General features: G+C 70.1%; 22 protein-coding genes and 1 pseudogene. 11 read left to right on the forward strand and 12 right to left on the reverse strand.

Annotated elements, in window-relative coordinates; all coding sequences use genetic code 11:
• Nucleotides 1-389 precede the first annotated feature (389 nt).
• Complete coding sequence (locus tag FVA80_RS26385) at nucleotides 390-1,571, reverse strand: L-dopachrome tautomerase-related protein (RefSeq protein WP_147909662.1); 1,182 nt, start codon at nucleotides 1,569-1,571, stop codon at nucleotides 390-392.
• A gap of 91 nt (nucleotides 1,572-1,662) precedes the next feature.
• Nucleotides 1,663-2,838: a zinc-dependent alcohol dehydrogenase gene (locus FVA80_RS26390; RefSeq protein ID WP_147909663.1), complete on the reverse strand. Its 1,176-nt coding sequence runs from the start codon at nucleotides 2,836-2,838 to the stop codon at nucleotides 1,663-1,665.
• 310 nt (nucleotides 2,839-3,148) lie between these two features.
• Here FVA80_RS26390 and FVA80_RS26395 point away from each other — a divergent pair, with 310 nt between their 5' ends.
• A complete protein-coding gene (locus FVA80_RS26395; protein WP_147909664.1) occupies nucleotides 3,149-4,261 on the forward strand; it encodes an alkene reductase in 1,113 nt (370 codons plus the stop codon).
• A gap of 128 nt (nucleotides 4,262-4,389) precedes the next feature.
• Here FVA80_RS26395 and FVA80_RS26400 read toward each other — a convergent pair whose 3' ends face one another.
• Genes FVA80_RS26400 through FVA80_RS26415 form a run of 4 tightly spaced genes read right to left on the reverse strand, consistent with a single transcriptional unit; the run spans nucleotide 4,390 to nucleotide 8,498 of the window.
• The gene (locus FVA80_RS26400; RefSeq protein WP_147909678.1) at nucleotides 4,390-5,631 is read right to left on the reverse strand and encodes a cytochrome P450; all 1,242 of its coding nucleotides are present in this window, start codon (nucleotides 5,629-5,631) and stop codon (nucleotides 4,390-4,392) included.
• A gap of 4 nt (nucleotides 5,632-5,635) precedes the next feature.
• Nucleotides 5,636-6,943 (reverse strand): FAD/NAD(P)-binding oxidoreductase, encoded by a 1,308-nt coding sequence (locus tag FVA80_RS26405; protein WP_147909665.1) that lies wholly within the window; start codon nucleotides 6,941-6,943, stop codon nucleotides 5,636-5,638.
• Nucleotides 6,940-7,152 carry a ferredoxin gene (locus FVA80_RS26410; RefSeq protein WP_147909679.1) on the reverse strand — a complete coding sequence of 71 codons (213 nt, stop codon included), beginning with the start codon at nucleotides 7,150-7,152 and terminating at the stop codon, nucleotides 6,940-6,942. The genes FVA80_RS26405 and FVA80_RS26410 overlap by 4 nt, the downstream gene beginning before the upstream one ends.
• A gap of 23 nt (nucleotides 7,153-7,175) precedes the next feature.
• Nucleotides 7,176-8,498, reverse strand: a complete 1,323-nt coding sequence (locus tag FVA80_RS26415) for a nucleotide disphospho-sugar-binding domain-containing protein (RefSeq protein ID WP_147957902.1) — start codon at nucleotides 8,496-8,498, stop codon at nucleotides 7,176-7,178.
• A gap of 519 nt (nucleotides 8,499-9,017) precedes the next feature.
• Here FVA80_RS26415 and FVA80_RS26420 point away from each other — a divergent pair.
• The 3 genes from FVA80_RS26420 to FVA80_RS26430 are packed head-to-tail and all read left to right on the forward strand — an operon-like array spanning nucleotide 9,018 to nucleotide 10,928.
• Nucleotides 9,018-9,554, forward strand: coding sequence for a hypothetical protein (locus FVA80_RS26420; RefSeq protein WP_147909667.1), 537 nt, complete (start codon nucleotides 9,018-9,020; stop codon nucleotides 9,552-9,554).
• Nucleotides 9,555-9,564: 10 nt separating this feature from the next.
• On the forward strand, nucleotides 9,565-10,437 hold the full coding sequence (locus tag FVA80_RS26425; RefSeq protein ID WP_246692153.1) for a hypothetical protein: 873 nt from the start codon (nucleotides 9,565-9,567) through the stop codon (nucleotides 10,435-10,437).
• Entirely contained in the window at nucleotides 10,434-10,928 is a 495-nt protein-coding gene (locus FVA80_RS26430; protein ID WP_147909668.1) for a hypothetical protein, read from the forward strand. The genes FVA80_RS26425 and FVA80_RS26430 overlap by 4 nt, the downstream gene beginning before the upstream one ends.
• A 231-nt stretch (nucleotides 10,929-11,159) precedes the next feature.
• Here the strand turns inward: FVA80_RS26430 and FVA80_RS26435 are convergent, their stop codons facing one another.
• The 3 genes and pseudogenes from FVA80_RS26435 to FVA80_RS26445 form a co-directional block, all read right to left on the reverse strand.
• Nucleotides 11,160-11,690: a TPM domain-containing protein gene (locus FVA80_RS26435; RefSeq protein WP_246692470.1), complete on the reverse strand. Its 531-nt coding sequence runs from the start codon at nucleotides 11,688-11,690 to the stop codon at nucleotides 11,160-11,162.
• Nucleotides 11,691-11,781: 91 nt separating this feature from the next.
• Nucleotides 11,782-12,584: pseudogene (locus FVA80_RS26440) on the reverse strand (TPM domain-containing protein).
• 19 nt (nucleotides 12,585-12,603) lie between these two features.
• Entirely contained in the window at nucleotides 12,604-13,239 is a 636-nt protein-coding gene (locus tag FVA80_RS26445; protein ID WP_147909670.1) for a LemA family protein, read from the reverse strand.
• 195 nt (nucleotides 13,240-13,434) lie between these two features.
• Between FVA80_RS26445 and FVA80_RS26450 the strand changes: the two genes are divergently transcribed.
• The 5 genes from FVA80_RS26450 (at nucleotide 13,435) to FVA80_RS26470 (ending at nucleotide 18,410) form a co-directional block, all read left to right on the forward strand.
• A complete protein-coding gene (locus tag FVA80_RS26450) occupies nucleotides 13,435-13,845 on the forward strand; it encodes a hypothetical protein (RefSeq protein ID WP_147909671.1) in 411 nt (136 codons plus the stop codon).
• Nucleotides 13,846-13,877: 32 nt separating this feature from the next.
• Nucleotides 13,878-14,768 carry a LysR family transcriptional regulator gene (locus FVA80_RS26455; RefSeq protein ID WP_246692154.1) on the forward strand — a complete coding sequence of 297 codons (891 nt, stop codon included), beginning with the start codon at nucleotides 13,878-13,880 and terminating at the stop codon, nucleotides 14,766-14,768.
• A 105-nt stretch (nucleotides 14,769-14,873) separates the two neighbouring features.
• On the forward strand, nucleotides 14,874-16,067 hold the full coding sequence (locus tag FVA80_RS26460; protein ID WP_147909672.1) for a CaiB/BaiF CoA-transferase family protein: 1,194 nt from the start codon (nucleotides 14,874-14,876) through the stop codon (nucleotides 16,065-16,067).
• Entirely contained in the window at nucleotides 16,064-16,987 is a 924-nt protein-coding gene (locus FVA80_RS26465; RefSeq protein ID WP_147909673.1) for a hydroxymethylglutaryl-CoA lyase, read from the forward strand. Before FVA80_RS26460 ends, FVA80_RS26465 begins: the two co-directional genes overlap by 4 nt.
• 100 nt (nucleotides 16,988-17,087) lie before the next feature.
• Nucleotides 17,088-18,410, forward strand: coding sequence for an MFS transporter (locus FVA80_RS26470; RefSeq protein WP_147909674.1), 1,323 nt, complete (start codon nucleotides 17,088-17,090; stop codon nucleotides 18,408-18,410).
• 16 nt (nucleotides 18,411-18,426) lie between these two features.
• On the opposite strand, the gene FVA80_RS26475 is transcribed toward FVA80_RS26470, so the two are convergent.
• From FVA80_RS26475 to FVA80_RS26485, 3 genes are all read right to left on the reverse strand, one after another.
• On the reverse strand, nucleotides 18,427-19,386 hold the full coding sequence (locus FVA80_RS26475) for a helix-turn-helix domain-containing protein (protein ID WP_147909675.1): 960 nt from the start codon (nucleotides 19,384-19,386) through the stop codon (nucleotides 18,427-18,429).
• A 340-nt stretch (nucleotides 19,387-19,726) separates the two neighbouring features.
• Entirely contained in the window at nucleotides 19,727-20,686 is a 960-nt protein-coding gene (locus FVA80_RS26480) for a helix-turn-helix domain-containing protein (protein ID WP_147957904.1), read from the reverse strand.
• Nucleotides 20,687-20,724: 38 nt separating this feature from the next.
• Nucleotides 20,725-21,684 (reverse strand): helix-turn-helix domain-containing protein, encoded by a 960-nt coding sequence (locus tag FVA80_RS26485; protein ID WP_147909805.1) that lies wholly within the window; start codon nucleotides 21,682-21,684, stop codon nucleotides 20,725-20,727.
• A 252-nt stretch (nucleotides 21,685-21,936) separates the two neighbouring features.
• Between FVA80_RS26485 and FVA80_RS26490 the strand changes: the two genes are divergently transcribed.
• Both FVA80_RS26490 and FVA80_RS26495 read left to right on the forward strand, forming a co-directional pair.
• A complete protein-coding gene (locus FVA80_RS26490) occupies nucleotides 21,937-22,350 on the forward strand; it encodes a MucR family transcriptional regulator (protein WP_147909804.1) in 414 nt (137 codons plus the stop codon).
• 15 nt (nucleotides 22,351-22,365) lie between these two features.
• Nucleotides 22,366-22,593 carry a hypothetical protein gene (locus tag FVA80_RS26495; RefSeq protein WP_246692155.1) on the forward strand — a complete coding sequence of 76 codons (228 nt, stop codon included), beginning with the start codon at nucleotides 22,366-22,368 and terminating at the stop codon, nucleotides 22,591-22,593.
• The last annotated feature ends 44 nt before the right edge of the window (nucleotides 22,594-22,637 follow it).

Consider the following 22,637-nt stretch of genomic DNA (forward strand, 5'->3'; position numbering starts at 1 on the left):
ATAAAATAGGTCGATTAGGTATGTAATAGTTCATCAACGGAGCGTTAATATCAGAGTCTAATCCCGAGGCAATTGATTTTCTGCGCGCTTGGGGATGATAAAATCAGTCTTATTTCACAAGATAAAAACGATTTCAGTTTTGAATAGATGAGCCGCCGGGCTTAGACCATCGATGATTTTATAAGCGACGGCCCCGCGCGGCATGCCGAGGCGCGCAGGTTTATGCTGACGGGTCTGTTTTTGGTGTGTGGATCATGCCCCGGACGGACCGGCAATTCGGCGCGATCGGTCCTTTCTTGCTTTGGGTGATGCGCTTGCTGGCCGGCGCCGAAAGGCGCCGGGACCTCCGGCCGGTTGCGTCAGCCGGAGGTGTCAGACGCGTTGCCGGCTCAGCGCGGGGTCGCCGTCGGCTTGAAGCTCCACAACTCCGTCGGTAGCGCGATCGGGGCGCCCTCCTTGTAGAAGGCGGAATCCTGGATGTGCGAGGTCGTGACGTAGACCGTCCCGTCCGGTCCCTGACTGAACGTGTCCGGCCAGCGCAGGCGCGGATCCTGGATCAGCGTGGTCACCCCGGACGCCTTGGACGCGAGGTCGCGGACCTTGATGGAATCGTCCTGCGGCGACGTCACGTACATGCGGCTGCCGTCGCGATCGATCAGCAGACCGTCGGCCGGCCCGTTCTCCCCCGCGGTGACGACCTTGCCGGCGAGGGTCTTGTCGGCCAGCATCTCCGGCACCAGCGATGCCGTGACCCAGCCGGTCAGCGCGTCGGTCGGCAGGCTGTACAGGGTCTTGCCCTTGATCGCCTGCCAGTACAGCGTCTTGCCGTCCGGTGAGAGGGCGATGCCGTCGGCCGAGAACTCGACGCCGCGCCCGTCCGGCCGCCGCAGGGGCTTGCCGTCATACGTCACGGTCACGGCCGGATCGGGCATGGTCGCGGACACGCCCGCGAGCAGCCGCTTGGCCTTCCCGGAGTCGATGTCGACCACCACCAGGGCGCCCTCGGCACCGGAATCGGTGAGGTAGGCGGTCTTGCCGTCGGGCGAGATCCGCACGTCGTTCAGATAGGAGCCCTGCGGGGCCACCGTCTCGTCGAACGCGATCGTCTTGGCGACCGTGTTGGTCTTCAGGTCGATCGCCACGAGCTTCGGGCCATCCTTGACCACGGCCGCCATCGCGGGGGCGGCGGCATCGACGACCCAGAGCCGGCCCTGCCGGTCGGCGACCACGCTCTGCACGCAGACGAAGTGGGTTTTCGGGTCGATCTCGCCCTTGCGGGCGTTGCGCCATGAATTCCACGCCTCATCGGGATACGGGACGGGCTTGCCGTCCTTGATCTCCGCCACCGAGACCGGCGAATCCTCGGTCCAGCGCGGGAAGTTCACGAAGATCCGGCCGTCCTGCGCCACCGTCACGCCGGTGACCTGATGCTGGAAGTGCGCGACCTGCGTCAGCGCGGTCGAGCCGGCCGGCGGCGGCGAGGTGGCGGCCACGGGCTCCTGCGCCAGGGCCGGCCCGGCGAGGGTGCAGAGAAGGAGGGGCAGAAGGGTGTGGGCGGCCGGCATCGTCATACGGGATCGGTCCTAAGAAGCATCGGCGGTCGAAGCCCCGGTCCCTGAGGACCGGGGCCGTCTCGATGGCGGGGAACGCGCCGCGCGCGGGTCAGTTCGGGTGGAACACCACCTTCACGCAGCCGTCCTTCTTGTCGCGGAAGGTCTTGTACAGGTCCGGGCCGTCGGCGAGGTTCGTGGACCGGTGGGTGATCATCGACGTCATGTCGAACTTGCCCTCTTGGATCAGCTTGGTCAGCGTCTCCAAGTAGCGCTTCACGTGGGTCTGGCCGCTCTTGAGGGTCAGGCCCTTCTGCACGATCGAGCCCATGTTGACCGGCACCGGCCCGCCATAGACGCCCGGCACCGAGACGATGCCGCAGGGGCGCACCGCCTTGATCGCCTCGGCCAGCGCGTAGGGCCGCTCCGTGGAAGTCAGCTTTTCCTGGAGGGTCGAGAGCACGCCGGTGAGGCCGCCATGGCCCGCGCTCGCCTCCATGCCGACGCAGTCGATGACGCCGTCCGCGCCCTGGCCCTTGCTGATCTCCTGGATCCGCTCGAACACGTCCTCGTTCATGAAGTCGATGACGTCGGTGGCGCCGGATTTCTTCGCGAGGGCGAGGCGCTCGGGCAACGTGTCGATGGCGATGATGCGCCCGGCCCCCATGATCTTGGCCGACTGGATCGCGAACAGGCCGACCGGCCCCGCGCCCCAGATCGCGATGGTCTCGCCGCCCTGGATCTCGCAATGCTCGGCGCCCTGCCAGCCGGTGGGCAGGATGTCGGTGAGGAACAGGACCGACTCGTCGTCCATGCCGTCCGGCACCTTCATGGGCGCCACGTCCGCCATGGGCACGCGCACGTACTCGGCCTGCCCGCCGGCATAGCCGCCGGTGAGGTGCGAGTATCCGAACAGGCCCGCGGTCGGGTAGCCGAACTGCGCGGCCGCCATCTCGCCGTTGCGGTTCGAGCGTTCGCAGACCGACCAGTTGCCGAGCTTGCACTGGCGGCAGGCGCCGCAATTGATGTTGAACGGCACGACGATGCGGTCGCCCTTCCTGAACTTGGTGAAGCCCTGGCCGACCTCGACGACCTCGCCCATGAACTCGTGGCCCAGCACGTCGCCGGACTTCATGGTCGGCATCTGGCCGTCCATCAGGTGGAGATCCGAGCCGCAGATCGCGCAGCTCGTCACCTTGATGATGACGTCGCGGGCATCCTCGATCACCGGGTCCGGCACCGTGTCGCAGCGGATATCGTTCTTGCCGTGCCAGCAGAGTGCCTTCATCGGGACGGTTCTCCAGATCGGGGAAATACGGCCGCGCTGTGCGGCCTCGCCAGGGCAAGCGCCCGGCCGTACGGTCAAGTTCCGTTGCGGTGACGCGCAGGGCCGTGCCGCTAGCGAGCGACCGAGGCGGCCCCCGGAATTCGGTTCCCGCGGCATCCCATGCCTTCGAAGCGCGACCGCGGCCGATTCGATCGATCCTGGCGCGACCGTGGAACCCCGGACGGGCCTCGACGGGTTATCGGCCATCCCTTCCGAGCCTGGGCGAGCCGTTCCGGCCATCGTCCTTGCGCGATGCCGTGTGCGAGGCCCCATGCCGAAAAGCCCGATCCTTCAACCCGTCACCATCGGCGACCTGACGCTCAAGAACCGGGTGGTGATGGCACCGCTGACCCGCAGCCGCTCCAACAACGAGGGCGTGCCGCCGGATTTTGCCGCCGATTATTATGGGCAGCGCGCGAATGCCGGGCTGATCATCTCCGAGGCGACCAACATCTCACCGCAGGGCGTCGGCTACGCCTACACGCCGGGGATCTGGTCCGACGCGCAGGTCGAGAGCTGGTCGCGGATCGTGAGGACGATCCACGCCAATGACGGGCGGATCTTCCTGCAGCTTTGGCACACCGGCCGGATCTCCCATCCCGACCTGCAGCCGGGCGGCGCATTGCCGGTCTCGGCCTCCGCGATCAAGCCCGAGGGGACCGCGTTCACCCAGGACGGCATGAAGCCCCACGAGACGCCGCGGGCGCTGGAGACCGACGAGATCCCCGGGATCGTCGCCGATTACCGACGGGCCGCGGAGAACGCCAAGCGGGCCGGCTTCGACGGCGTCGAGATCCACTCGGCCAACAATTACCTGCTGGAGCAGTTCGTCCGCGATTCCACCAACAAGCGCACCGACCGGTACGGCGGGTCGATTGAGAACCGCTTGCGCTTTCCCCTGGAGGTGGTCCGGGCGGTCACCGAGGTCTGGGGCGGCGGCGCCCGCGTCGGCATCCGGCTCTCGCCCGCCACCACGCAGCCCGGCGAGACGCCGCTCGATTCCGACCCGCACGCCACCTACGGCGCCTATGTCGACGCGCTGAACGGCTTCGGGCTGCTCTACGTCCACACGATCGAGGGCGTGACCCAGCAGACCCGCGATGTTCCGGACGGGATCGACTTCCTCGATCTGCGCCGCCGATTCAAGGGCGCGTATATCGGCAACAACCAGCTGACCCTCGACCTCGCGGAGACCGAGCTGGCGGAAGGCCGGGCCGACCTGTTCAGCTTCGGCCGGCCCTACATCGCGAACCCGGACCTCGTCGAACGGCTCGCCAGCGGCGCACCGCTGGCGGAGGCGCCGAAGCCCTACTGGTACGGCGGTGGCGCCAACGGCTACTCCGACTGGCCCGGCATGAACGGTCCAGTCCCGGTCCGACGCTGATCGGACGGGATCGACGGCTCCTCCGTCCCAGCAGGGACGGGGGCCGGAACCTGTGAATGTTTCACGGGAAACATTCCGGCGTTTCCCGTTTCGTAACCCATCCGGAATCCGGCGGGGGTGACGGGCTCTCAGACGATCCCGTCGATCCCGATCCCGAGCTGCTCCGGCCCGCGCAGCGACGCGCCAGGCCGGTAGGGCGGCGGGTCGCGCAGCAGGCGGGGCGCCACGAGGCGGCGGCTCAACGCCACCAGGGCGATCTCGGCCTCGATCCGGGCGAGCGGTGCGCCGATGCAGTAGTGCAGGCCGCCGCCGAAGCCGAAATGCTGGATGTCCACTCGGTCCGGATCGAACCGGTCGGGGTCGGAGAACCGTTCCGGGTCGCGGTTCCCCGCGGCGAACAGCAGGATCACCGGGGCGCCCTTCGGGATCGTCTCGCCGGCCATGGTGATCGAACCCAGCGCCTTGCGGGTCCGAAAATGCACCGGCGGTTCGTAGCGCAGCACCTCCTCGATCACCTGCGGCGCCAGCTCCGGGTCGGCGCGCAGGCGCTCGAGTTCGCCCGGGTGGCGCAGCAGGGTGAGCATCGCGTTGGTGATGAGGTTCACGGTGGTCTCGTGGCCCGCGACCAGGAGCAGGACCGCGGTGGCGATCAGGTCGAAGTCGCTGAGCTGCTTCCGGCCATCCGGACCGGGGGCGGCCAGCCCGCTGAGCATGTCGTCGGCCGGGCGCCGGCGCTTCTCGCGGATGAGGGCGCGCATGTAGGCGGCGATCGCGTCGAAGGCCCCAACGATCTGACGGCGGGTTTCGGCGTCGTGGTGGGCATCCGGTTCCACTGCGGTGGCGAGCTGCGTCGCCCAGACCTGGAAGCGCGGCTCGTCCGCCTCGGGGACGCCGAGCAGTTCGCAGATCACCGTGACGGGCAACGGGTACGACAGGTCGCTCACCAGGCAGATCTCGGAGCGCCCCCGGCAGGCGTCGATGAGCTGATCGACCTCGCGGGCGATCCGGTCGCGCAGGCCGAGCACCCGGGTGATGGAGAACTCGCGCATGACCAGACTGCGCAGGCGGTCGTGGTCCGGCGGGTCGCGGAAGATCAGCGGCCGGTGGGTCGCGGTGATGCGGTTCTTGATCGGGTTGAGGATGAGGTCCTTGAGCGGGTTGCCGGTGCGCGGCCGGCGGGGTGGCGGCAGGTCCTCCGAGCTGAGGCGCGGATCGAAGATCAGCCCGCGGATCGCCGCGTGGCCGCTCACCACGTAGCTGCCGTCCGGCTGGCGCCAGACCGGGCGCTGCCGCAGCCGCGCATAGAGCGGGTAGGGATCGGCCCGGTTGGCCGGGTCCGTCACGGCGGCGAACAGGGCCTCGTCGGACATCGGGTCAGCCATGGGCGGCCTCGGCGGAAGGACGCGCCGGCGGGAAGCCCGGCGCTGCGGTCTCGATCCGGGGCTGGTCCGTGGCGTCGAGGATCGGGGGGAAGGCGGCGCCCGCCTCGATCGCCTCGGCATAGGCGGGCAGCCACCGGGCCTGGTCGAACGAGACCGCCGCGATGCTGCGCCCGGCCCGGCCGTAGACCGCGAGGAAGCGCCGGGACGCGCGCGTTCCCTGCACCACCGCGACGGCGTCGGCGCCCTCGGTGAGACCCACGGCCTTGATGTTGATCCCGAACTGGCTGGACCAATAGGCCGGAAGATGCACGTAGGCGCGCTGATCGTCCGGGGCGGCCAGCATGTTGCGGGCGGCGTGGGCCGCCTGCTCGACGGCGTTGCCCCAATGCTCCACCGAGACCAGCCGGTCGCCGTAGAGCCGGATCGGCCAACGGGCTACGTCACCGGCCGCGTAGATGTCGGGGCAGGGCACTCCGTCCGTGTCCAGGACCCGGCAGGCCGCGTCGCAGGTGACGCCGCCGGGATCCGCCGTCAGGCCGGCGCCCCGGAGCCAGCCGGTGGCGCGGGTCGCGCCCAGAGCGGCGATCACGAGGTCGGCCTCCACGGTGCCGCCGTCCGCGAGGCGGGCCCGGGCGACCCGGCCGGCCGCGTCGCCCTCGAATCGCAGTACCTGGGCGCCGGGGCGGAACACCGCACCGGACTCGCGCAGGCGCGCGGCGATCACGCCGCCGACCCAGGTTCCGAGAGACCGGGCCAACGGGGCCGGGTTGGGATCGACCAGGGTCACCGGCAGGCCGAGGTCGCGCAGGCAGGAGGCCGCCTCGCAGCCGATCAGCCCGCCCCCGACGATGAGGACTCGGCGAGGCCCGGCCAGGAGGTCCGCCCGGAGGGATGCGGCGTCGTCACGGCCGCGCAGGGTATGGATGCCGGCGAGCCCGCCGCCGGTCTCGGCCGGCCAGGGACGGGACTCGGCCCCGGTGGCGATCAGCAGTTTTTGATAAGCCAGCTCCGTACCGTCCGCGAGGCGGAGTGTGCGAGCCTTCCGGTCGAGGGACACGGCCGCGTTCCCCAGCCGCCAGCGGGCGCGCAGGCGCGTGCGCTCCGGCAGCCGGCTCGCCTCCGGCCTCAGCTCTCCCGCCAGCACGTGCTTCGACAGGGGTGGACGATCGTAGGGCCGATACGGCTCGGCTCCCACCAGGGTCAGCGGCCCGTCATAGGAGCCGTGCCGCAGGGCCTCGGCGGCGCGCAGGCCCGCCAGCGAGGCGCCGATCACCACGATACCGGCGGGCTCGGCGGTCACGGCAGATCTCCGTCATCCGGCCCGGCTTGCAGGCTGATGGCGCGAACCGGGCAGGCCTGGACGGCGCGCTCGATCGCGCCACGCCGCTCGGCCGGCGGGGCCGGATCGTAGAACAGGATCTCGTGGCCCCGGATCGCGAAGGCGTCCGGGGCCGTGTAGCAGCATTGGGCGTAGCCCTGGCAACGGTTGAGGTCGACCACGACCCGCAGCGCCGGATGATCGGTCGCCGGCTTCACGCCGACCTCGCCATCGGGACGGCCGTGCCGCTGTTGTGTGCCGGGCCGGAGCGGACCAGCGCGTCGATGGCCCCCAGGATGCCGGCCATGGCGTCCCGCGCCGCGAAGGCCTCCTGCAGGGCCATGGCCCGCTGCCGGAAGCCGGGCTCGCCGAGCACCCGCGCCACGGCGTCCCTCAGGGCGTCGACCCCCGGCGCGTTGGTGGCGAGGTTGAGGCCGACCCCGGACCAGCCGATCCGGGCGTTCACCTCCGCCTTGTCCTCGGTCAGGCCCGCCGAGACGATCGGCACGCCATTCGAGAGCGCCTGCGAGACGCTGCCGTAGCCGCCATTCGTGACGAGCACGCTCACCCGCGGCAGCAGCTCCCGGAACGGCAGGAACCGCGCGACCCGCGTGTTGGCCGGGATCGGCCCGCGCAGCGCCTCGACCGGGCGGCCGCCCGTGGTGGCGAGGACCAGAAGGTCGTCCCGGTCGGCGAGGGCGGCCAGGGTCGGCTCGACCAGCGCGCCGAAATCGGCGTTGGCGAGGGTGCCCTGGGTGACCAGCACCACGGGCTTGTTGTCGGCGTTGGCCCGTTCCAGCTCCGGCCACCAATCCGGCAGGGGCGCCGGCGGGGCCGGGGGCTGGAGCAGGCCGATGAAGCGGACGCCCGGCGGCAGCGTGCCGTAATCGTACTCGAAGCCCGGCACGGTCGGCTGGAGGAACAGGTCGGGCAGGACCACCACCGCGTGCGGCAGGGACGCCGGCAGCGGCGCCGCGCCCAGCCGCGCGAGCTGCGCGTCCGCGTAGGCCCGGACCGGGTTGGCGAAGGCGGCATCCATGCCCGCCTTCAGGGCGGCGTAGCGGGCGAGTTCGGACGGGTCGCGGGCGGGCGGCAGGCCCAGGCCGATCGGAGCGTGGTCGGGCCGCTCGAGGAACAGGAAACTGATGTTGGCGGTGACGATCGGCGGGCGCGGCGCCCTGTCGAGGAGCAGCGGCAGCACGCCGAGGAACATGCTGCCGGCCACGATCACGTCCGGCGCATCCTCGGCGATCTGGGCCCGCAGGGCGGCCGTCTGGACCGGCATGGGATCGATGAAGCGCCGCTGGAACTCGCTCCGGAACCGCTCCGGGCCAGGGGGCAGCGTCGTCTCCAGGAAGCCGGCGGAATCGTTGTCCGCGTAGGGCGCGAAGCCCAGGCCCGCCGCCTCGACCTTCGCCCGGAAGACCGGGTCGGTCAGCACCCGCACGGTGTCGCCCCGGGCGGCCGCGGCGCGGCCGATGGCGAGCAGCGGGTTCACGTGGCCGGTGAGCGGCGTGGCGGCAATCAGGATCTTCATCACGGCCTCCTCGGGCGACGCCGGCCATGCCCGCGCGCCCTGTCGATCTCGGCGTCCCGCATGCGGACGCCGAAGGCGCGGCTCGGCCCGCTCCCTCTGTCAGGGAGAATCGTCGACGGACGGGCCGAGTTACCGGTACAGATCCGGGTTCGTGCGGCAACGCACAAATCCTGCCACCGTGAAATTTCGCGAAGACTGTCACTGCCTCCGAGCGGAGCTTGCGAAGGTCTTATTCACGCGATTGCTTGCGCCGGTTCAAGCCGCGCATCCGCCGACACTGCTCGCAGGCACGCCCTCGAAAGTAGTAGTGGCTATTGCGGGCTTAATAAGTAGATAGCCACCCTTGACCGCGCTCGTTTGCGCCAGTCATATCCTCAAATACTGATATAACAAAATATTGGTTAATACCCTAAGGTTCGTTATTCATTTCGATGGCGAGGCGACGGGGCTGATGCGAGCTGAGGGGAGCGGCAGATGAGGAAGAGCCTTTCACGTGTCGTCGCTGTGATGGCCATGGCCATGGCGGCGCAGGCCTTGCCGGCGCGGGCGCAAACGATCGATCTCGCCCTCGGTGCGGGGTACCGATCTTTCGATTTCGGCGGTCAGGGCTCGGGGCTGCCGACGTTCTCCTTCAGCCTGGCCGGGCCGGGAACGTTCTCGATCGTGGATTCCTATCTCAGCGGTGATCAGTTCCGGATCAACGTGACATCATCCACGGGCGTGACGATCTTCTCAGGGCTCACATCCACGCCCGCGCTCGGGAGTTACGCGGGCTCGGCTTTAGACGCGTTGCAGAATCCCGCCTTCAGCTCGGCGCAGATCCACCTGAGCGCCGGCACCTACACGGCCGGCGGGTTTGCCGAGGCGAGCCCCTACGGAGCCGGCGGGGCGTTTGCCGGCCTGTTCGAATCCAGCGCCGCTGCCGGTGCCGGTGGCGCTTCCGGTGGCGCGCCCTCGCCCGAGATCAACGCGATCCTGGGTCTCGCGCTTGCCGGCGGCACCGTGACCTTCCTGCGTCGCAGGCGTCGCGAACAGTCCGGGCCGGCCGCCGCCTGAGAGCGCCGCCGTGGCCGACATCCTGGCCGGGCCGGGTATGGCCCTCGCGCGCCCGTCGAGCCCGCCGGTCCACGCCGCGCGCTGGAGCCTGCTGGTCTTTGCCTGCGGCACCTCCCTGTCGGCCGCCCTGCAGCGCCTGCTGCTCGAGCCCGATCCGGGCCTTCAGCGCCTCGTCGAACTCAAGTTCGGCGAGGTGTTCGCCGCGCTGGCGACGGCGGTCCTCCTGTTCACCGCCCGTGAGGTCCGCCCGGCGCTGACGCGGTCCGACCTCGGTATCCTGGTCGCCGGTGCGCTCACGTGGTTCCTGCCCGAGCCCCACGCGGTCTACGCCGGCATGACGCTCGTCGCGGCGTGGTTCCTCGTCCGGCGCTCGGAAGACCGTCTGCTCGCCGATATCGGTCAGATCTGGCTGGCGCTGTCGGTGTGCGAATTGTGGAGCAAGCTCGTCTTCAAGCTGTTCTACCACGCCATCGAGCCGTTCGAGGTGGCCGTGATGGCCTGGGTCGGGCGCCTCGCGTTTCCCGGCCTGCACGCCACCGGCGTCTATCTCAGCACCCGCCCGGACTGGTCGATCGTGATGCTGGAGGGCTGCTCGGCGTTCCACAACCTGTCGCTGGCGGCCCTGATCTGGCTGTGCGTGCTCAAGATCGCCGGGCGACCGATCGGCCGCGGGGCGCTGGGAGCCCTGGCGGCGAGCGCAATCCTGGTCGTCGCGATCAACATCGCCCGGATCCTGGCGATGCTGCCGTCGGCCGAGGCCTATCATCACTGGCACGACGGGGCCGGCTCGGTGACCGTGGCGCTGGTCTCGGTGGCGGCCTCGCTGCTGCCGATCATCATCCATGTCGAGAGGTCGCCGTGCCCGGTCGCGTGTCCCGTTTGACCAGAGCCGACCGCGCGGGCCTGGGCGCCCTGTGCCTGCTGCTCGCCCTGTCGGTCTCGATGCGGGTCCAGGCCTACGGGACCGGCGCGCCCACCCCGGAACCGGCCGCCGCCGTCGCGGCGGTCGATCTCGGCGCGGGCGTGGTCCTGACCCGGGCCGAGGCCGTGCGCCGGGTGATCTGGACCGCCGCGTGCCCGCGCCCGGTGGTGGCCGACTTCGTCGAGCCCTCGCCCCATGGCACGGACACGTCCCTCGCCGCGCCGCGCGATCCGAACGACCGCGTCGTCTACGTCTACCGGGGCTGGACTCTCGACGGCCCCCGGGCCGCGATGGCGCTGGGCGTCCTGCATGTCGTGCACCGGGCCGGCGCCGTCCTGCGGATGCGTTCGGCCTCGGCGCGGACCGCGCTGGCCGTGAAGCTGGTCGTGCCGGCGGGATGCGACACCGCGCCGGACGAGGCCATGACCGCATTGCGGCGGGTGCGGGGCTAGCGCATCGTACTGGATGTCGGGACCGGTGCGATGCACGAACTCCTTGGTTCGCATCATCTTCTTTTCTGGAAAGCCGGCCGCAACCCTTCCGGACGATGCCCTCGACCCGGGCTTCGGCGGAGACATGCGCCGCCCGGCATGTCCGCTCGCGCGGGGCCTGTTCCGGGATCGCCTTCCCTGACGGTCCGGGTGTCCGGGAAAGGGTCGCGCATCATCCGCGAGGGGGACGCCCTAATCCGCGACGATCACCCGGTTCGGCAATTCGTCCGGATCGTGGGGGCCGGCCGGGAGGTGCTCCGCCAGGCAGGCGCCGATGCGCTCCACCGCCACGGTCAAGCCGCCCTCGATCTCGCCGCGCGCCAGCGCCCCGCCGAGTTCGGCCAGGATGCCGTCCCAGGCTTGCGCCGGGATGCGCCCGAGCACGCCGAGATCCGTGACGATCTCGGCGTGGCGCTCGGCCAGGGACAGGTAGAGCAGCACGCCGGTGCGGGACCGGGTCCGGCTCAGGCCCCGGGACCAGAACGCCCGCTGCCCGGCCTCGCGGGCCCGGGCGCTGCGCAGGCGGCGCGGCACCAGGGCGAGGCGCAGCCGCTCGATCTGGCTCAGGCCCAGGATCGCGGCGACCAGGGCCGCCTGCGCGAGCAGGATCGTGACCGCACTCCAGCCGGTCAGCGCGATCAGCGGCCAGGGCAGGATCAGCCCAGCGATCAGGGCGGCGAGCAGCACCACGGAGCGGTAGGCGCCCGCGCGGCGGCCGACCATCACGACGATCTCGCCGGACGTGCCGGCTTCGGCCCGGGACACCGCCTGGGCGAGGCGTGCGCGCGCGCCCCCGGGGAGAACGTCCGCGATCCTACCAGTCACCCGAGGCTCCCCGCCGCCGGAGGAGCCGCCCCCGCCGGAAAATCCGCCGCCGAAGCCGCCGGACGAACCGCCGTCCGAGTAGCCGCCGCTCCATCCGCCCGAGCCCGGGCCGGGCAGGAACACGATGCCGCCGCCCCGCCCGGCCCGTCCGCCCCGGTTCATGCGCCAGGCCACGAACAGGACGATCAGGAACAGGGCGATGAAGATCGCGACCTGCCCGGGATCGACCTCGTCGCTGCGGACCTGCGGCTTGCGTTGCCACTCCTGCGCATCCCCCGACAGGATCCCCAGGATCCCGTCGACGCCGGCATCGATCCCGCCGTAATAGTCGCCGGTCTTGAAGCGCGGCGTGATCGCGCTGGCGATGATCACCCGGGACAGCGCGTCCGTCAGCGCGCCCTCGAGCCCGTACCCGACCTCGATCCGAACCTTGCGCTCGCTCGGCGCCACCAGCAGCAGGGCGCCGTTGTTGGTCTTGGCCTGCCCGAGCTTCCAGTCCCGGAACAGGCGGTTGGCGTAATCCTCGACGGTCGTGCCCTGCAGGTTGGGCACGGTCGCCACCACGACCTGGTCCGAGGTCTTGTCCTCGTGCGCCTTCAGCTTGGCCTCGAGCGTCCCGCGCTGGTCCGGCGTGAGGATGCCGGCCGCGTCGACCACGCGGCCGGTCAGCGGCGGGAAGGTCAGGTCGGCTGCCAGCGCGCCGACCGCGTAGACGGCCAGGCACCCGAACAGCACGACCAGCGCGAGGAGGAGCCGCACCACCGTGGTGAGGCTCAAGCCCATGAGCCGCATCGATCTATCCGCGCTGTCTCTAGAACTTCACGTTCGGCGGACGGTCGGAGTTGGGCGTGGCCGAGAACGTCTCCATCGGCTTGGACTCCGGATACATGATCGCGGCGATCCAGCGGCCCGGGATGGTGCGCAGCTCGGTGTTGTAGGCCTGGACCGCCCCAATATAGTCGCGCCGCGCCACGGCGATGCGGTTCTCGGTGCCTTCGAGCTGCGATTGCAGAGCCAGGAAGTTCTGGTTCGACTTCAGGTCGGGGTACTTTTCCACCGTAACCAGCAGGCGACCGAGGGCCCCGGACAGCTGGTTCTGCGCGTCCTGGAATTCCTTGAACTTCTGCGGGTCGCTCACCGTCGAGGCGTCGACCTTCACGCTCGACGCCTTGGCGCGCGCCTCGGTCACGCCGATCAGCACGTCCTTCTCCTGCTGGGCGTAGCCCTTCACGGTCTCGACCAAGTTGGGGATCAGGTCGGCCCGGCGCTGGTACTGATTCTGCACCTCGCTCCAGGACGACTTCGCCTGCTCCTCCAGGGTCGGCACGCGGTTGATCGCGCCGCAGCCCGAGAGGCCGGTGGCAACCAGCAGGACCGTGAGCGCGCTCAGCAGGCGCGCCGCCGCGGAGGAGGGGCGCAGGGCGCCGGCATTCAGCATCGGAACCATTCGGGGGAACTCCCTTCCGGGCGAGGCCCGGTACACCGATCACAGTTCCGAGAGATAAGGCCGCGCCTTGTCAAGGTCAGGGCCGCGCCGGATTCCGGCTTGAGGGCCCCGGGGGCGACCCGGTAAGGGCCTCGGCAACGGCCGCGACCGGCGCGCGTTCGAGACAGCATGGGCGTGACCGCACGGGGACCCGGGATGGATGCAGAACTTGCCGACCACGTCAGGGCCGCGGCGGCGGCGGCAAGGCGCCACGCGCTGGCCTTCCGGGCGCCTGTGGACAAGGACGCGCTGCCCTGGTCGGTGATCGAGGCCTTCGACGCCCGGGTCCGCGGCCATGTCAAGCGCGACCGGCGGATCGAGGAGGAGCGCGACCGGGTGCTGATCGCCGCCGTGAACCTCGCCGAGACCCCGGGCGAGGAAGGCGAGGGCGCGGTCGCGGCCGCCCGCGCCGACCTCGTGGACGCCATCGACTACCTGGAGCAGGCTGTCCTGCGCTTCGGCGTGGTCAACCGGCAGGGCGCGAAGCTCGGTCACGGCGCGTACGGCCAGCCGGTCGGCGCGCGGGATTGGCGCGGCCCCCCGGGGGCCGCCAAGACGAGGCCGTAGGCATTCGCGAGACGCGTCCGACCGCGGCGACCGTGAGCCGCCTCGACCTCAAGACGCTGCGCCTGTTCGCGGCGATCTGCGAGGCCGGGACGCTCAACGGCGCGGCAAGGCGGGCGGCGATCGCCCCCTCGGCGGTGAGCAAGCGCCTGGCCGAGCTGGAGCGCGCGCTGGGCTGCGCCCTCCTCACCCGTGAGCCCCGGGGGATGCGCCCGACGCCGGCCGGCGAGACGCTGCTGCACCACACCCGCCGGATGCTGGCGAGCGCCGAGCAGATGGCGCTCGAACTGGCCGAGCACGCGCACGGCGTGCGCGGCTTCGTCCGGATGCTCGCCAACCTGTCGGCGATCGTGCAGTTCCTGCCCGAGGACCTCCAGGCCTTCCTGGCTGCGCAGGAGCAGATCCGCGTCGATCTGGCGGAGCGGCCGAGCGGCGGCGTGGTGCTGGGCGTCGAGGAGGGCGCGGCCGATCTCGGGATCTGCGCCGGCGGCACCGACACCCGTTCGCTCACCGCCTACCCGTATCGCGGCGACCGCCTGGTCCTGGTGATGCCGGCCGACCATCCGCTGAGCGGGCACGCCGCCGTCGCCCTCGCCGACACCCTCGACTACGACCATGTCGGCCTGCACGTGGAGAGCTCGATCTACGCCGCCCTGCGGGACGAGGCCCGGCGCCTCGGGCGGCCCCTGCGCCTGCGGATCCACGTTCCGAGCTTCGACGGGATCTGCCGGATGGCGCAGGCCGGGATGGGCCTCGGCACGATCCCCGAGGGGGTCTTCGCCCTGCTCGGGCCGCAGCTGAACCTCGCGGCGGTGCCGCTGACCGACCCCTGGGCGACGCGGACGCTCACCCTGGTGGTCCGCCCCGGCGCCCTGCCGCCCGCCGCCGCCCTGTTGCTGGATCACCTGCGCACGGCCGGGGGATAGGAGGGGCTTCCGTTCGCGTGCGGAGAACGCAGCCTCGCGCATGGCGTTTGGACATCGCCCGGAAGCCGGTCGTATCCTCCGGGCAAAGACAGGGAGAGAACGACGGTGTCAGGTCCGCTCAGCGGGATCCGTGTGCTGGAACTCGGCCAGCTCATCGCCGCGCCCTTCGCCACCAAGCTCCTCGCCGAGTTCGGTGCCGAGGTGATCAAGGTGGAGGCGCCCGACGGCGGTGACCCCCTGCGCACCTGGCGCAAGATGCACGGCGACACCTCGCTGTGGTGGTATCTCCAGTCGCGCAACAAGAAGTCGATCGCGGTCAACCTGAAGACCCCGGAGGGGCTCGACATCGTCAAGCGACTCGCCACCAGCGCCGACGTGGTGGTCGAGAACTTCCGGCCCGGCGGCCTGGAGAAGCTGGGGCTGGGTTGGGACGTGCTCTCGGCCCTCAACACGTCGCTCACGATGGTGCGCATCTCCGGCTATGGCCAGACCGGGCCGTACCGTGACCGGCCGGGCTTCGGCGCCATCGGCGAGGCCATGGGCGGGCTGCGCTACACCACCGGTTCCCCGGACAGCCCGCCGGCCCGGGTCGGCGTCAGCATCGGCGACACCCTGGCCTCGCTCCACGGCGTGATCGGCGCGCTGATGTCGATCCTGAACGTCAAGGTCAACGGCGGCGCCGGGCAGGTGGTGGACGTCTCGCTGGTCGAGAGCGTGTTCAACGTCATGGAGAGCTTGGTCCCCGAATACGACCTGCTCGGCGAGATCCGCACCCGCACCGGCGGCGCGCTGCCCGGCATCACCCCGTCCAACACCTACCCGACCCAGGATGGCGGCTACGTCGTGATCGCCGGCAACAGCGACCCGATCTTCCGCCGACTGATGCAGGCCATCGGCCGCCCCGACCTCGCCGAGGACCCGCGGATGCGCTCCAACGAGGGCCGCTCGCAGCACGCCGCGATGCTCGACGGCGTGATCGGAGACTGGTCGAAGGCAAGGAGCGTCGCGGACGCGCTGGCCGCCCTGGACGCCGCGGACGTGCCGGCGGGCCGGATCTACTCGGTGGCCGACATCGTCGCCGACCCGCACTACCAGGCCCGCGACATGATCCTTCAGGCCGAGCTGCCCGGCGGCACCCAGGTGAAGATGCCCGGCATCGTGCCGAAGCTGTCCGGCACCCCCGGGGCGGTGCGCTGGCCGGGGCCGGCGCTCGGCGCCCACACCGACGCGGTCCTGGCCGATCTCGGCCTGGACGCGGTCGCGATCCAGACGCTGCGCGATGCGGGAGCCGTGAAATGAGCGAGGCCACGATGCTGGTCCAGGAGGTCGCGCCCCGCGACGGCCTGCAGATCGAGGCGGCCTGGGTCGAGACCGCCGACAAGATCGCCCTGGTGGACGCGCTCTCGGATGCGGGCTTCTCCCGCATCGAGGTCTCGTCCTTCGTTTCTCCCAGGGCGGTACCGGCCCTGCGCGACGCCGCCGAGGTCTTCGCCGGGATCCGCCGCCGGCCCGGCACGGTCTACGTGGCGCTCGTCCCGAACCCGAAGGGCGCCGAGCGGGCGCTGGCCGCCGGGGTCGGCGAGATCAATCTCGTCGCCTCGGTGAGCGAGACCCACAACCGCGCCAACATGGGCATGAGCCCGGACGACTCGATCGCGGGCTTCTCCCGCATCATGGCGACCGTGACGGGCTCGGCCGTCCTGACTAATGCGACGGTCGCCACGGCCTTCGGCTGCCCGTTCGAGGGCGACCAGCCGGCCGACGCGGTCGTCGCGCAGGTGGAGCGCTATCGTGCGCTCGGCATCACCGGCGTGACGCTCGCCGACACCACCGGCATGGCCAACCCGCGCCAGGTCGAGCGCCTCGTCGCCCGCGTCCTGCAGATCGTCCCGGCCGAGCATCTGACGCTGCATTTCCACAACACCCGCGGGGTCGGCCTCGCCAACGTGCTGGCGGCTTGGCAGGCGGGCGCGCGCCGCTTCGATGCGGCGCTCGGCGGCCTGGGCGGCTGCCCGTTCGCCCCGGGCGCCACCGGCAACATCTGCACCGAGGATCTGGTCAGCATGGCCCACGAGATGGGGATCCCGACCGGCCTCGACCTGCCGGCCCTGATCGCCCTGTCCCGGGACCTGCCCCGGCTGGTCGGCCACCCGGTGCCCGGTCAGGTCGCCCAGGCGGGCCGGCCCTGCGACCTGCACCCGGTCCCACGGGCCGCCTGACACCGACGATCACAGCGCGAAAAAGCCGCTCACCGAAGGCGGCCCCGCGCATCCGGCTCGTCCGCGACGGGGCGGCCGGACTTCTCCAGGGAGGAACACGATGGCCATCGCGGTGACCGGCGCCCCCGCGCGCCCAGAGGATGTGACCGAGGCCGGCATCGTCCGGAAGGTGGCGTGGCGGCTGATGCCGCTGATCATGGTCTGCTACCTGTTCGCGTTCTTCGACCGGATCAACATCAGCTTCGCCAAGTTCCAGCTGCAGAGCGACCTCGGCTTCAGCAACGTCGCCTACGGGCTCGGCGCCAGCATGTTCGTCGTCGGCTACGTCATCTTCGAGGTGCCGTCGAACCTGTTCCTGTACCGGGTCGGCGCGCGCCGCTGGATCGCCCGGATCATGATCTCGTGGGGGATCGCCACCGCGCTGATGATCTTCATCCGCACGGAATGGCACTTCTACACCCTGCGCTTCATCATCGGCGCCATGGAGGCCGGCTTCGCGCCCGGCATCCTGTACTATCTGACCCTGTGGTTCCCGGCCTCGCATCGCGGGCGGATCACCTCGTTCCTGTTCGTGGCCTCGGCGTTCTCGGGCATCCTCGGGGCCCCGGTGGCCGGCCTGATCCTCGGGGGCCTCAACGGCGTCGCCGGGCTCGCCGGCTGGCAATGGCTGTTCCTGGCCGGCGGCCTGCCCTGCCTCGTGCTCGGCGCCCTGGTGCTGATGCGCCTCGACGACCGGATCTCCGATGCGCGCTGGCTGTCGCAGCCGGAGAAGGACCTGCTGTCCGCCCGGATCGCCCACCACAACCGAGAGATCGGCGACCATTCGCTCCTCGGCGCCCTCCGCCAGCCCGGCTTCCTGATGATCGGGCTGGTCTACTTCCTCCTCCAGATCGGCTCATACGGACTGAATTTCTGGGGGCCGGACCTGATCAAGACCGCCAGCGGCAGCAGCGCCGCCTATGTCGGCCTCCTCACGGCGGTCCCGTACATCTGCGGCGCGATCAGCATGGTGGTGGTCGGACGCCTGTCAGACGCCTCCGGCGAGCGGCCGAAATTCGTTGCCGCGCTGGCGATCGCCGCGGCCATCGGGTTCTTCACCGCCGGCCTGTTCGACCGGCAAATCGTGCCGCTGATGATCGCGCTGGCGCTGCTCGGATCCGGCATCGTCGCCTCGATCCCGACCTTCTGGACCCTGCCGGCCAAGCTCGTCACCGGCGTCGGCGCGGCCGGCGGCATCGCGCTGATCAACACGCTCGGCCAGTTCGGCGGCATCGTCAGCCCGGTGATGGTCGGCTGGGTCAAGGACCTGACCGGATCGACCACGCCGGCCCTCTACGTCATCGGGTCGCTCTGCCTGGTGGCGGCCGGCCTCCTGCTGTTCGCCATGCCGGCGAGCCTGCGCCGGAGCGACCGCGGCCCCTGAACGGCTTGCCGAGCCGCTACTCCGGGCTCAGCCCGACGGCGTAGCGGAAATCGCTGGGCGTCAGGCCGAAGCGGTTCTTGAAGCGGCGCGTGAAGTAGACCCGGCTGGTGAAGCCGCAGCCGGCGGCCAGGGTCTCGATCGTCAGGTTGGTGAAGGCCGGGTCGGTCAGGCGGTCGGCCGCGACCTCGAGCCGGCGTTGCCAGATCCAGTCGGAAACGTGCTGGCCGCGCTCGTGGAACAGTTCCTCGAGCCGGCGCAGCGACACGCCGACCGCGGCCGCCAGCTGCGGCGGGTCGAGGGTCGGATCGCCGAGGTTCGCCTCGACATGCGCCTTGGCCCGCTGGACCAGCACGTTGCCGCTCAGCGGCTGCGGCAGGTCCAGCGCCATCCGCTCGGCGATGCTCGCGACGATCAGGTCCACGCCGATCGACCCCATGCGGGCGGCCGCGACCGGGTCGAGCTGGTGATGCATGCGGCTCAACTCCACGAAGTAGCCCGTCGCCAGGTTCGCGGTGGCCAGGTCCGCGCCCACGGTCCGGGCCGCGTAGCGGTGTGCCGGCCCGAGCACGTCCTCCAGCCTTTCGCGCGGCATCTTCAGGTACAAGGATTGATTGCCCGGGCTCGTCGTCATCACCGTCGGCTGATGCTCGATCACCACCAGGTCGCCCGGCCGCTGCGTCGAGACCCGATCCCGCTGCTCGACCGTCGTGGTGCCGGCGAGCGTGAGGCCCACGCTGATGCAGCCCGCGTCACCCAGGCGGCGGATCTTGCCGGGTGTCGCCTCGCTGCGCAGTGGACCCTCCGAGACCCGGGTCATGGTGAGCGGGCCCAGCGTGGCGATCTCCAGCCGGGCCTCGAAGGGCGCGGCGTCGAGCTGCTGCTGTTCAAGGGGTAGGCGCTGCTCTTCCAGGGTCTCCAGCCAGCGTTTGAAACGCGCATCGATAGGAATATTATCGGTCGAAAACAATAATTTCATAGGTAAAATTCCGTTCTCGACGATGACACACGCTGAACAACGGCGCCACGGATCTCCGAAGTATTTGAGCCGAGCCTTGATCTATGACCGAAATTTATCCTGCTGGATTTAATACTTGTCAGACTTATGAGGCTACGAGGAATGTGTTGCGGCAATGTATACAAAAAATTTCATTGCGTATGCAAGCACGGCGCAGCATGGCCGATGCGGATTCACGTCGCGCGGGCGGGACAATCCCTGATCCGTCTCACGCTGCTTGGAACAGAAGCAGGACGGCGTGTCGCGACGGCGATGCGATCGCGCGCGAGCCTTGCCTTCGTTGCGATGGACCGGTGGGCCGCTACAGGGTGCCGATAAGGGCCGCGATCCGGTATTCCCGCGGCGACAGGCCGTGGCATTCCTTGAACCGGCGGGCGAAATGGGCCTGGTTGGCGAAGCCGCAGCCGAAGGCCACGGCGCCGATCTGCAGGTGGGCGCAGCTCGGGTCGGCCAGGCGCTTGGCGGCCGCCGCGAGACGACGCTGCCAGATCCAGTCGGAGATCTGCTGGCCGCGCTCGTGGAACAGCTCCTGCAGCCGGCGCAGCGACACGCCCACCGCCGCCGCGAGCTGGGGCGGGTCGAGGGTGGGGTCGCCGAGGTTGGCCTCGACGAACGCTTTGGCGCGCTGGACCACGACGGTCCCGTGCAGCGGCTGCGGCACCTCCTTGGCCATCCGCTCGGCGATGCAGGCCACGATCAGGTCCAGTCCGATCGTCGACATCCGCTCGGCCGAGTCCGGATCGAGCCGGTGGCGTATCTGGATCAGCTCGCGGAAGAACGTCGATGCCAAGCTGGTCGTGGCCAGTTCCGCCCCCATGGACAGCGCGGTGTAGAGCCGGGTCGGCCCGAGCACGCTCTCGAGGCGTTCGCGCGGCAATTCCAGGAACACGGCTTGGCTGCCCGGGCTCGTCGTCACCACGGACGGCCGATGATCGAGCACCACGATGTCGCCGGGCTTCTGGACCGAGTCCCGGCCGTCCTGAAGGCAGGTCGACGTGCCGGAGAGCTTGAACAGCACGACGGCCATGCCGGCCCGCTCGTGCTGGCGCGCGGCGTTGGGGGTCGTCTCGTTGCGCAGCGCGCCCTGCGTGACCCGCGTCATTCGCAGGGTGCCGACGTTGGCGAACTCCATCTTGCCGGCGAACGGGCTGTCGTCGAGGCGCGCGATCTCGATCGGCACCAGCCGCTCGAACAGCGTCTCCCGCCAGATCTTGAAGCGGTCCTTCGCGTGGAGGTTGTCGGTCGTGAATACGGGCTGCACGGGTGCTGTCCCCTGGCGATGCCGGGCGATGCGGTGGTCTACGGGGTGCCCACGAAGGCCGCGTGGCGATACTCCCGGGGAGCCATGCCGTAGCGTTCCTTGAAGCGGCGGGAGAAGTGGGCCTGGTTGGCGAAGCCGCAGCCGAAGGCCAGGGATCCGATCGGCATTTGGGCGCAGCCCGAGTCTGCGAGGCGCTTGGCCGACGCCTCCAGGCGGCGCTGCCAGATCCAGTCGGAAATGTGCTGGCCGCGCGCCTGGAACAGTTCCTGGAGCCGGCGCAGCGACACGCCCACCGCCGCCGCGAGCTGGGGCGGGTCGAGGGTCGAGTCGCCGAGATGGGCCTCGACATGGGCCTTGGCGCGCTGGACCACGACGGTGCCGTGCAGGGGCTGGGACACGTCGAGCGTCAGGCGCTCGGCGATGCTGGCGACGATCAGGTCCACGCCGACCGACGCCATCCGGGTGGCCGAGTCAGGGTCGAGCCGGTCGCGCAACCGGACAAGCTCTTGGAAGAACGTGACCGTCAGCCCCGTCGAGACGACGTCGGCGCCCATCGTCAGGGATGTGTAGCGCCGGGTGGACCCGAGCACGCTCTCCAGGCGCTCCCGGGGCAGCTCCAGGAACAGGGACTGGCTGTCCGTGCTCGACTCGTGCGCGGCCGGACGATGATCGATCACCACGACCTCGCCGGGGCGCTGCACCGAACTACGGCCATCCTGGCTGCGCTTCGACGTGCCGGCGACCTTGAAGATCACCACGACGGTGCCGTCCTTGCCGTTGCGCCGGATCAGCCCGCGCGTCGCCTCGCTGCGCATGGCGCCGTGCGTGACGCGGGTCAGCACCAGCGGGCCGACGCTCGCGGCTTCGAGCTTGGCCCGGAAGGGACGGTCGTCGAGGCGCGTCTGCTCGAGGGGGACACCCCGGCTGACAAGCGCCTCCCGCCAGCGCCGAAAGCTGTGCAGGGGGTTAAGACCCTCGGTCGAAAACAATGCTTCCATAAGTAAATTTTTCGATCGACCGGCATTTCGCGCGGCCGGAACAAGGGATCCGCGTCGCCAGACAAGCGCCGTCCGATACATATTGTATATTATTTTCAGCCTCAAGGGATGCATTTGAGCAACCTGAGGTGAAATTGGCAACTCACCGCCGGTGGGGGCCTTCGCGGATGTCGATCACTGGGGCGGACCTTCGGGCCGTCGTTCGACAGAGGCGGGGTTTTGATAACGCGAGATTGAACAGCAGATCCTGACATGATCAACGAACCCGAAGCCCGCTCTTCCTTCCTGCTCGAGAAAGTCGGCGCGATCGTCGCCGCTTACGTGTCGCGAAACCCTGTGGGGGCAGGGGATCTGCCGGTGCTGATCGATCAGGTCCATGCCGCGATCTCGGTGCTCCAGCGCAATCCCGCCGGCTCCGCCCGGTCCTGGACCGGCCCGGCCGCCGCGGAGGTCGAGGCCTCGATCGGCGAGAACGGCCTGATCAGCTTCATCGACGGCCGGTCGTACAAGACGCTGAAGCGCCACCTCACCGCCAACGGTCTCACCCCGGAGCGCTACCGCGCCAAGTTCGGCCTGCCGGCCAACTACCCGATGGTGGCTCCCGGCTACGCCAAGCGGCGCTCGGAGATCGCCCGGGCGATCCAGCTCGGTAACCAGGCGGCCTGAACGATGGCCTGCGCCATGACCCATCCGGTTCACGGGCTGCCCGAGGCGGATCGCTCCGTGGAGATCCTCGAGCGGATCGCCGGAACGCTCCGCATGCCGGTCGCCGCCTTCCTGCCGGACGAGCCCGAGCCGCGCGAGGCCGTGGCTCAGGCGGCGGATCTGGTGACGGCCTTCATGGCGATCGAGACCGTCGCCGCGCGCCGCACCTGCCTCGCCTTCGTGCGTGCCATGGCGCGCCCGTGAGGCCTCGGGAAACCGGGGCCGGAACGGACAGGGCCGTTTCCGCG

This window comes from Methylobacterium sp. WL1, from assembly GCF_008000895.1.
Taxonomy (GTDB): Bacteria; Pseudomonadota; Alphaproteobacteria; order Rhizobiales; family Beijerinckiaceae; genus Methylobacterium.